This window comes from Micromonospora sp. MH33, assembly GCF_003013775.1.
GTDB classification, from domain to species: Bacteria; Actinomycetota; Actinomycetes; order Mycobacteriales; family Micromonosporaceae; genus Micromonospora; species Micromonospora fulviviridis.
The window spans coordinates 1-2,689 of the sequence record NZ_MUYZ01000517.1 but is presented as its reverse complement, the minus strand read 5'-3'; the positions used below and the strand labels follow the sequence as shown (position 1 = coordinate 2,689).

The 2,689-nt window shown below is 76.1% G+C and carries 1 protein-coding gene and 2 pseudogenes; all 3 read right to left on the bottom strand.

From position 1 onward, the window contains the following. A pseudogene (locus tag B0E53_RS35240) lies at positions 1–184 on the bottom strand (hypothetical protein); the annotation flags it as partial. A gap of 32 nt (positions 185–216) precedes the next feature. Beyond that, positions 217–1,287: a zinc-dependent metalloprotease gene (locus B0E53_RS35235; RefSeq protein ID WP_107079806.1), complete on the bottom strand. Its 1,071-nt coding sequence runs from the start codon at positions 1,285–1,287 to the stop codon at positions 217–219. Between the two features lie 79 nt (positions 1,288–1,366). Beyond that, positions 1,367–2,689, bottom strand: a pseudogene (gene dacB, locus B0E53_RS35230) (D-alanyl-D-alanine carboxypeptidase/D-alanyl-D-alanine-endopeptidase); the annotation flags it as partial.

Genomic DNA, 2,689 nt, shown 5'->3' with positions numbered 1-2,689 from the left:
GGCGGGGCGCCACGAAGGCGGTGGCGGCCGCCAGGGCGAGCGAGTCGGCGCCGCCGGAGCAGGCCACCAGCACCGGCCCGGCCCCGGGCAGCCCGGTCAACGCCCGGCGTACGGCGAGCCGGACGGCGGCGACCGGCGGGGCGAGCGCCGTGCCCGTCTTCGTTCGCGACTGCGGGGCTCGCAAACCCGGCTCACTCCTCGCGCCGAACCGGCAACTCAGCCGGCGACCGGGGGGACGTTCGCCGGGCCGCCGTGCACGCGGGCCACCCAGGCGTCCGGGTCGCCCAGCTCGTCGAGCCGGGGCAGGGTGAGCGGCGAGGAGAAGATCTTGTTGAAGCCGGCCATGCCGACCCGGTCCACCACGCCGTGCACGAACTTGCGGCCCTCCGCGTACTGGCGCATCTTGACCTCGATGCCGAGCAGCCGGCGGATCGCCTTCTCCAGCGGGTTGCCGGACTCACGGCGGCGGTTGAAGGCCGCCCGGATCGACTCGACGCTGGGGATGACCTGCGGGCCGACGCCGTCCATGACGAACTCGGCGTGCCCCTCCAGCAGGGTCATCAGCGCGGTGAGCCGGTCCAGCACGGCCCGCTGCGCCGGGGTCTGCACGATGTCCAGCACGCTGGCCCGGCTGTTCGGGTCCTTCACCGCGTCGGCGAGCGTGGCCACGCCGCGGCGCAGCCGCTCCAGCACGTGCTCGCCGCCCTGCGACGCGTCGACGAACGCCTGCACCTCGCTGAGGAAGTACGCGCGCATCCACGGCACGGCGGTGAACTGGGTCCGGTGGGTCACCTCGTGCAGGCAGACCCAGAGCCGGAAGTCCCGGGGGTCGGCCCCCAGCTTCCGCTCCACCTCGACGATGTTCGGGGCCACCAGCAGCAGCTGGCCGGGGTCGCCGGCGAAGACCTCGTACTGGCCGAGCACCCGGCCGGAGAGGTACGCCAGCACGGTGCCGGCCTGCACCCCGGTGAGCCGGGAACCGATCGCCTCGGTGAACGGCCCGGGGCGCTTGTCGCCGGAGAGCCGGTCCACCAGCGGGGTGATCACCTCGCGCAGCCCGGCGATGTTGGCGGCCGCCCAGTCGCGGCGGTCGACCACGCGTACCGGCGGGTGCGCGACCTGGGAGCGCAGGCCGGTGTAGTCGGCGACGTGCCCGGCGGCCTCCTCGGTCAGCCGGCGCAGCTCGCCCACCACGTCGGTGGCCTCGGCGTACGACACCCGGGGGCCCGACTTGCCCAGCGCCCCCGCGGTCGCGGCGGCCAGATCCCAGTCCACGAACTGCGCCATGAACCCACCGTACCCGCGCCGCGACACCGCAACCCGGGCTCGCGCCGGCCGATCGACGCCGGTCGCAGCGGGCGGGAGGTCAGCGGCAGCCGCAGCCGGCCAGCGCGGAGGTGATCCGGTCGAGGGCCTGCCGGGTCTCGTCGAGGGTGTCCGGCGTGCGGTCGGTGAGGACGGCGAAGGTGAGCAGCCGGCCGTCGGCCGTGGTGACCAGCCCGGCGATGGCGTTCACCCCGCTGAGCGTCCCGGTCTTCGCCCGGACCACGCCCGCACCGGCCTTGGTCACCGCCGCCTGGTAGCGCTCGTCCAGGGTGCCGGACCAGCCGCCCACCGGCAGGCCACCGAAGATCGCGGCCAGATCGGGGTGGCTCCCGTTGCCGGCGAGCGTGATCAGGTCGGTGAGCAGCGACGGGCTGATCCGGTTGGTGCGGGACAGCCCGCTGCCGTCGGCCAGGCTGATCTCGTCGGCCGGCAGCCCCAGCTCGCCGAGCACCTGGTCGGTGGCGGCCGCGCCGCCGGCGAACGAGCCGGGCTTGCCCTTGGCGAGCGCGACCTGGCGGGCCATCGCCTCGGCGATCACGTTGTCGCTGTCACTGATCATGATGTCGACCAGGCGGACCATCGGCAGCGACTCGACCTTGCCCAGCTCGGTCCCGGGGGCGGGCGTCCCGGCCGCGGACGCGCCGGAGTCGGCGGGTGCCGTGCCCCGCTTCACCTCGCCGGCGTCCCCGGAGAGCCCGAGGAGCTTGGCGAACTGCCGGCCGGCGGTCAGGTCCGGCTGGGGCATCCGCTCGGCGGCGTGGTTGGCGGCCTCGGCGGTCCGGCGGGCCTCCGCCGCGTCCCGGCGCGCGCCATCGGTCATCAGGGCGGTGATCGCCGCGCCGAACCCGCCGGTGGGGATGTCGGCGTCCCAGCCGGGCCCGTACAACGGGCCGCTGAACAGGGACGAGTCGACGGTGACCTTGGTCGGGGCGGTGCCGCCGAGCGCCTTGCGCACCTGGGCGGCGAGGTCGTCCAGCCGGGCCGCGCCCGGGTAGAAGCCGTCCTTGTCGACCGCGAGGGTCGGGTCGCCGCCGCCCACCAGGACCACCTCGCCGGGCGCCGCGCCGGCCACCGCCCGGGTCGGAATCCGGTACGCCGGGCCGCGAGCGGCCAGCACGGCGACCCCGGTGGCCAGCTTGGTCACCGAGGCGGGCACGGTCGGGCGTCCTGCCCGCTGCCGTAGAGCGCCTGGCCGGTGGTCACGTCGGCCACCGACACGTTCACCCGGTCGCCGAGCGCGGCGGCGCGGACCAGGGGTTCGAGCGCGGCGCGTACCCCCTCGGGGGTGGGCAGCGGCGCGTTGCCGTCGGCGCCGGCCAGCACGGCGGGCGGGGGCGGCTCGGGCGACTGCGCGGCGGCGGTC